This is a genomic window from Marinobacter alkalisoli (genome assembly GCF_045449795.1).
GTDB lineage: Bacteria > Pseudomonadota > Gammaproteobacteria > Pseudomonadales > Oleiphilaceae > Marinobacter.
On record NZ_JBJJLB010000040.1, the window covers coordinates 1 to 7188 of the forward strand.

Annotated in this window: 5 protein-coding genes; 2 read left to right on the top strand and 3 right to left on the bottom strand. The window is 60.1% G+C overall.

Annotated features, from left to right (window positions below):
• Positions 1–119: 119 nt before the first annotated feature.
• Genes ACJO3M_RS16500 through tkt form a run of 3 tightly spaced genes read right to left on the bottom strand, consistent with a single transcriptional unit; the run spans position 120 to position 4343 of the window.
• On the bottom strand, positions 120–1280 hold the full coding sequence (locus tag ACJO3M_RS16500; protein ID WP_407002483.1) for a phosphoglycerate kinase: 1161 nt from the start codon (positions 1278–1280) through the stop codon (positions 120–122).
• A 28-nt stretch (positions 1281–1308) separates the two neighbouring features.
• Positions 1309–2343 (bottom strand): type I glyceraldehyde-3-phosphate dehydrogenase, encoded by a 1035-nt coding sequence (gene gap / locus ACJO3M_RS16505; RefSeq protein WP_406987376.1) that lies wholly within the window; start codon positions 2341–2343, stop codon positions 1309–1311.
• The gene (tkt, locus tag ACJO3M_RS16510) at positions 2343–4343 is read right to left on the bottom strand and encodes a transketolase (RefSeq protein ID WP_406987377.1); all 2001 of its coding nucleotides are present in this window, start codon (positions 4341–4343) and stop codon (positions 2343–2345) included. The genes gap and tkt overlap by 1 nt, the downstream gene beginning before the upstream one ends.
• A 192-nt stretch (positions 4344–4535) precedes the next feature.
• Here tkt and ACJO3M_RS16515 point away from each other — a divergent pair, with 192 nt between their 5' ends.
• Entirely contained in the window at positions 4536–5537 is a 1002-nt protein-coding gene (locus ACJO3M_RS16515; RefSeq protein WP_407002485.1) for an ArsR/SmtB family transcription factor, read from the top strand.
• Positions 5538–5684: 147 nt separating this feature from the next.
• Positions 5685–6875: a methionine adenosyltransferase gene (gene metK, locus ACJO3M_RS16520; protein WP_407002484.1), complete on the top strand. Its 1191-nt coding sequence runs from the start codon at positions 5685–5687 to the stop codon at positions 6873–6875.
• Positions 6876–7188 lie beyond the last annotated feature (313 nt).

The window sequence follows — 7188 nt, forward strand, 5'->3', positions numbered from 1 at the left end:
CATCCATGTGCGCTTCTCTCAGGCCATCCTTGGCCTTCGAAATTCCGCGAAGCACACTTCCCACCCTCCTTGCGATTCTGGCTTTTTTCTTAACGCCTAAGCTTAAAAAACAAAAAAGCTTATGCGCCACGCTCCTCTAGTACAGCTACTGCTGGCAGGGTTTTGCCTTCCACGAATTCGAGGAACGCGCCGCCGCCGGTGGAGATGTAGGAGATTTTGTCAGCAACGCCGTACTTGTCAACGGCCGCTACGGTATCACCGCCGCCGGCCAGGGAGAAGGCGTCGCTTTCGGCGATGGCTTCTGCCAACGCTTTAGTGCCGTTGCCGAACTGGTCGAATTCGAAGACGCCAACCGGGCCGTTCCAGAGGATGGTTTTGGCGTTTTTCAACAGTTCGGCGAACTGGCCGGCGGTTTCGGGGCCGACGTCGAGGATCATGTCGTTGTCGGTGACGTCGGCGATGCTCTTGGTGGTGGCAGTGGCGGTTTCGGCGAATTCGCTGGCCACGACCACGTCTACCGGCAGTGGGATTTCCACGCGGGAGGCGATTTCTTTGGCGGTGTCGATCAGGTCGTGTTCGCACAGGGATTTGCCGACCGGGTGGCCAGCTGCGGCCAGGAAGGTGTTGGCGATGCCGCCGCCAACGATGATCTGATCGCAGACGTTTTCCAGGGCGTTGAGGACGTCCAGTTTGGTGGAGACTTTGGAGCCGCCGACGATGGCAACGACCGGCTTGGCCGGGTTGTCGAGGGCTTTGCCGAGGGCGTCCAGTTCTGCGGCCAGCAGCGGGCCGGCGCAGGCTTCGGGGGCGAATTTCGCTACACCATGGGTGGAGGCCTGGGCGCGGTGGGCGGTGCCGAAGGCGTCCATTACGTAGACGTCGCACAGGGCGGCGTACTGTTTCGCCAGGTCTTCGTTGTCTTTCTTTTCGCCCTTGTTGAAGCGGACGTTTTCGAACAGGACGACTTCGCCGTCAGCGACTTCAACGCCTTCCAGGTAGTCTTTGATCAGGCGTACTTCCTGGCCCAGCACTTTGGTGAGGTGGTCAGCGACGGGCTTCATGGATGAGGCTTCGTCGTAGACGCCTTCTTCCGGGCGGCCGAGGTGTGACATCAGCATGACCTTGGCGCCGGCGTCTTTGGCGGCCTTGATGGTGGGCAGTGACGCGCGGATGCGGGCATCGCTGGAGACCTGGCCGTCTTTTACCGGCACGTTGAGGTCTTCGCGGATCAGGACCCGCTTGCCAGCGAGGTCCAGCTCGGTCATTTTTTTGATCGCCATTGTTTTCTTCCCTTGATCTGGTCTTGGTTTAGTTGCCGGTTTTCTCTAGCCAGCAGTGGCTGACGTCCAGCATTCGGTTCGCGAAACCCCATTCGTTATCGAACCAGCAAAGCACTTTCACCATGGTTTCCCCGGTCACCCGGGTCTGGCCGCCATCAACCACGCCGGAATGGGCGTCGTGGTTGAAATCGGAGCTGGCCAGGAGTTCGTCGGTGTATCCGAGGATGTTTTTCAGCGGTCCTCTGGCCGCGCCTTTCAGCAATTCGTTCACCGCCTGAATCGTGGTTGGCTTGCGGACGTTTACCACCATGTCGATGGCGGATACGTTCATGGTCGGTACCCGCATGGCGACGGAACTGAATTTGCCTTCCATGTGGGGCAACAACCGCTCGATGCCTTTGGCCAGTCCGGTGTCCACTGGCACGATGTTGTGCAGCGCACTGCGGGTGCGACGCAGGTCCTGATGATGGTAGGCGTCAATCACCGGCTGGTCGTTCATCGCCGCGTGGATGGTGGTCGTGCTGCCCTGCTCCACACCCAATGCGTCGTCCAGCACCTGGATGACAGGCACCAGGCAGTTGGTTGTGCAGGAGGCGGCTGCGACGATCACGTCCTCTTGGGTCAGTTCGCCTTCATTAATACCGAACACTACCGTGCGGTCGACATCCGGTTCCCCGGGTTGGGAGAACAGCAGGCGCTGGGCGCCCGCGTCCACGTGCTTTTGGGCAGTCGCGCGGTCGGAATAGGCGCCGGAGCACTCTAGCACCAGATCCACATCCAGCAGACGCCACGGCAGTTCCGAGGGTTCCGGATGCCGCAATATGCGGATGGGATCGCCGTTCACCACCAGGTTGTCACCTTCCACCGCGATCTCACCCTGGAACCGGCCATGGGTGGAATCATAACGGGTCAGGTGAGCAATGGTGTCGATGTCGGACAGCTCGTTGATCGCGACCACCTGAAGGTGATCGCGATAGCCATTTTCATACAGCGCGCGCAACACGCACTGGCCAATCCGGCCATATCCGTTGATCGCGATGCGAAAAGGCTTGGCTTTGCTCATCAGGCGTCCAGCAGTTCCGCGGCGACTTCCAGGATGTTGTCGACGGTGAAGCCGAATTCCTTGAACAGCTCGCCGGCGGGCGCAGATTCACCGAAGGTGGTCATGCCAACCACGCGGCCGTCGAGGCCCACGTACTTGTACCAGTAGTCGGCAATGGCGGCTTCGATGGCGATGCGGTTGGTGACTTCCAGCGGCAGCACTTTCTGTTTGTAGTCGGCGCTCTGGGCATCAAAGGTGTCGGTGGACGGCATGGACACTACGCGTACGTTCTTGCCCTGCTCCCGCAGTTTGGCGGCGGTGTCCTGGGCCAGGGCCACTTCGGAGCCAGTGGCAATCAGGATCAGGTCCAGCATGCCTTCGCTGTCGGACAGGATGTAGCCTCCCTTGGCCACATCTGCCAGCTGCTGGGCATCGCGCTCCTGGTGCGGCAGTCCCTGACGGGAGAACACCATGGCCGTCGGGCCGTCTGTGCGCTCAAGGGCCGCTTTCCAGGCCACGGCGGATTCCACGGTGTCAGCCGGGCGCCAGGTGCTCATGTTCGGCGTGGTGCGCAGGCTGGCCAGCTGCTCAATGGGCTGGTGCGTGGGGCCGTCTTCGCCCAGACCGATGGAGTCATGGGTGAACACGAAGATGGAACGCTGCTTCATCAGCGCCGCCATGCGCACGGCGTTGCGGCAGTATTCCATGAAGATCAGGAAGGTGGCGCCGTAAGGTACGTAACCACCGTGCAGAGCGATGCCGTTCATGATGGCGGCCATGCCGAACTCACGCACACCGTAATAGATGTAGTTGCCGCTGGCGTCTTCTTTGGTCACGCCTTTGGAGCCACCCCAGATAGTGAGGTTGGAGCCAGCCAGGTCAGCGGAGCCGCCCAGCAGTTCCGGCAGCAGCGGACCGTAGGCATTCAGGGTGTTCTGGGAGGCCTTGCGGCTGGCGACGGTTTCGCCCTTGTCCTGACACTCCTGGATGTACGCCTGGGCCTTCTCGGAGAAATCGGCAGGCAGGTCGCCGGCCATGCGGCGCTTGAATTCGGCTGCCAGTTCCGGCTCGGCCTTTTCGTAGGCAGCGAATTTCTCTTCCCACGCCTGCTGTGCGGCAGCGCCTTTCTCTTTGGCGTTCCACTCGGCGTAGATTTCAGACGGCACCTCGAAAGAACCATGAGTCCAACCCAGCTGCTCGCGGGTCAGTGCGATTTCGTCGTCACCCAGCGGCGCGCCGTGGCAATCTTCCTTGCCCTGCTTGTTGGGAGAGCCGAAGCCGATGATGGTCTTGCAGCAGATCATGGTGGGCTGATCGGTGTTGGCGCGGGCAGCTTCAATGGCAGCGCGAACGGCGTCGGCATCGTGGCCGTCTACCGCCGGAATCACTTGCCAGCCATAGGCTTCGAAACGCTTCGGCGTGTCGTCGGTGAACCAGCCATCCACTTCACCGTCGATGGAAATGCCGTTGTCGTCGTAGAAGCAGATCAGTTTGCCGAGACCCAGGGTACCGGCCAGCGAAGCCACTTCGTGGGAGATACCTTCCATCAGGCAGCCGTCGCCCAGGAAGGTATAGGTGTAATGATCCACGATGTCATGACCGGGACGGTTGAACTGCGCCGCCAGGGCTTTCTCCGCCAGGGCAAAACCCACGGAGTTGGCGAAACCCTGCCCCAGGGGGCCGGTGGTGGTTTCAACGCCCGGGGTGTAACCGTATTCAGGGTGGCCCGGGGTTTTGGAGTGCAGCTGACGGAAGTTCTTCAGGTCGTCAATGGAAACGTCGTACCCGCTCAGGTGCAGCAAAGAGTACTGCAGCATGGAGCCGTGACCGTTGGACAGCACGAAGCGGTCGCGGTTGGCCCACTGCGGGTTGGCCGGGTTGTGGCTCAGGTAATCGTTCCACAGAACCTCGGCGATATCCGCCATACCCATGGGCGCACCCGGGTGGCCGGATTTGGCTTTCTGAACCGCATCCATGCTCAGCGCGCGAATGGCGTTGGCGAGATCTTTACGAGACGGCATTGACGTTTCTCCAGTGTTTTTCGGGAAAAATAGAACTGCTCAAAAATAAGGCGCGTATTTTCGCCGATTAGTGTGTGTGGGAGCAAATCGGGTTTCCCGAAACGAACCAAACTCAAGGAACTCAAAATCTATATCAATTTTTTTTGATATGGCTATTGATTGACCAACAGAACACCCCTAAACTTGCCAACCATGACTTCCATGACCACACACGCCGCCGACCTGTCCTCCCTGGACGCCCTGGCCCCGATCTATAAAGCGAGCGGGGATCCGTTGCGCCTGGAGATTCTGCGCGTGTTACGTCGTGACACTTTCGGGGTGCTGGAACTGAGCCAACTGTTCGAGATGCGCCAGTCCGGTATGAGCCACCACCTCAAGGTGATGCATAAGGCCGGGCTGCTGGAGCCCCAGCGGGAAGGCAACGCCATTTTCTATCGCCGCCCGTTGAGCCTGGACAGCGACAAGCTCACGGACCAGACCATCCGCCTGGTGTTCGAGACAGTGGACCAGGTTCCCCTGCCGTCGCACCTGGAGGAAAAAATTGAAGCCATCCGCGACCAACGGGCGAATCAGTCACAGGCGTTTTTCTCTCGCCACTCCGAACAGTTCCGCGAGCAACAGGAACTGATTGCCGCCTTTGACCTGTACGCCGAGCCCGTGGCCGAGCTGATCCGTAAACGCGCCGACAAACACCCGTGGCAGACCGCCCTGGAAATCGGCCCCGGTGAAGGCGCTTTCCTGCCGGTGCTGTCAAAGATCTGCGAGCACGTGGTGGCGCTGGACAACTCCCGCGACATGCTGGCCAAGGCCACACGGACCTGCATTGACGATCGCCTTAATAATGTCGACCTGATTGAGGGCGTCACCGACAACCTGCTGGCCCGTGGCGACGCGTTTGACCTGGTAGTGGCCAACATGGTGCTGCACCACGTTCCCAGCCCCGCGGACATCTTCCTGGACGCCGCCGCGCTGATGAACGGCGGCGGCTGCTTTGTCGTCAGTGACCTGTGCAGCCACGATCAGGACTGGGCCAAGGAAAACTGCGGCGACCTGTGGCTGGGCTTCGAGCCCGAGGAACTGACCGCCTGGGCGGCAGACGCAGGCATGATGGCCGGGGAGCAACTGTTTATAGGGCTGCGTAACGGCTTCCAGATACAGGTGCGGGAATTCTGGAAAACCACCGCCCCCGGATGACGCGAGCAAACGCAATATCAACATATTTTGATATACGGGTACGTAGTTTCACGTATCCCTGATAACACCAACAAAACCAGTAACCGGAATGGCCCATTACAGCCAACCACCGGTACGCATTTGAAACGCTCAAGAGGAGCACGCATTATGGCTGACTACAACATCTTCACCTCCGAATCGGTCTCTGAGGGCCATCCAGACAAACTGGCGGATCAGATTTCCGACGCGGTTCTGGATGCCATCCTCACCGAAGATCCACACGCCCGTGTTGCCTGTGAAACCATGGTAAAAACAGGCGTTGCGATTGTCGGCGGTGAGATCACCACCAGTGCCTGGGTCGATCTGGAAGACCTGGTACGTGGGGTGATCAAGGACATCGGCTACACCTCCTCCGACGTGGGCTACGACGGCGACACCTGCGGCATCATCAACATCATCGGCAAGCAGTCCGTCGACATCGCCCAGGGCGTTGACCGCCAGAAGCCGGAAGACCAGGGCGCCGGCGACCAGGGCCTGATGTTCGGCTACGCCAGCAACGAAACCGACGTGCTGATGCCTGCGCCGATCACCTTCTCCCACCGACTGGTCCAGCGCCAGGCTGAAGCCCGCAAGAGCGGCCTGCTGCCATGGCTGCGCCCCGATGCGAAAAGCCAGGTCACCTGCCGCTACGAAAACGGCCGGGTTTCCGGCATCGACGCCGTTGTCCTGTCCACCCAGCACGACGAAGACGTCACTCAGGAAGACCTGAAAGAAGCCGTCATGGAACTGATCGTCAAGCACGCGCTGCCGGCAGAGCTGTTGCACACGGACACCCAGTTCCACATCAACCCGACCGGCAAGTTCGTCATCGGCGGCCCGGTGGGCGACTGTGGTCTGACCGGTCGCAAGATCATCGTAGACACTTACGGCGGCATGGCACGCCACGGCGGCGGCGCCTTCTCAGGCAAGGACCCGTCTAAAGTCGACCGTTCCGCCGCCTATGCTGGCCGTTACGTCGCCAAGAACATCGTCGCCGCCGGCCTGGCCGACAAGTGCGAGATCCAGGTCTCCTACGCCATCGGCGTGGCACAACCAACCTCGATCTCATTGAACACCTTCGGCACCGGCAAGATCAGCGACGACAAGATCATCGAACTGGTGCGCCAGAACTTCGACCTGCGTCCATACGCCATCACCAACATGCTCGACCTGCTGCACCCGATGTATCAACAGACGGCAGCCTACGGCCACTTCGGCCGTGATCCGTACGAGATGACCGTCGGCGGCAAGACGTTCACCGCGTTCCCATGGGAGAAGACGGATCGCGCTTCTGCCCTGAAGGATGCTGCTGGTATCTGATGTTTTCGGGTCTGACTTTTGGAGTTGGACTCTTGTTTTGGCCCGGCCCGTTGCCTTTGGGGGTGGCGGCGCTGAGGCAGACCCTTCGGGGACACGCTCAAGCCGTCCATGGGCGCTTAGCTTTGGCCATCCATGGCCAAAGATAGTCCCCGAAGGGTCTGCCTCACCACCGCTTTACACGGTTGGTGCGGGCTGATCGAAAAATTATTAAGTGTCTCCCCTCCAGATACAGGGAGGGCTGAATCACAGTTACGGCGTATTGTTTGACCGCATGCGCCAATTGTTAGAACGAGGGGGTGGGTGGCTTCTTTCG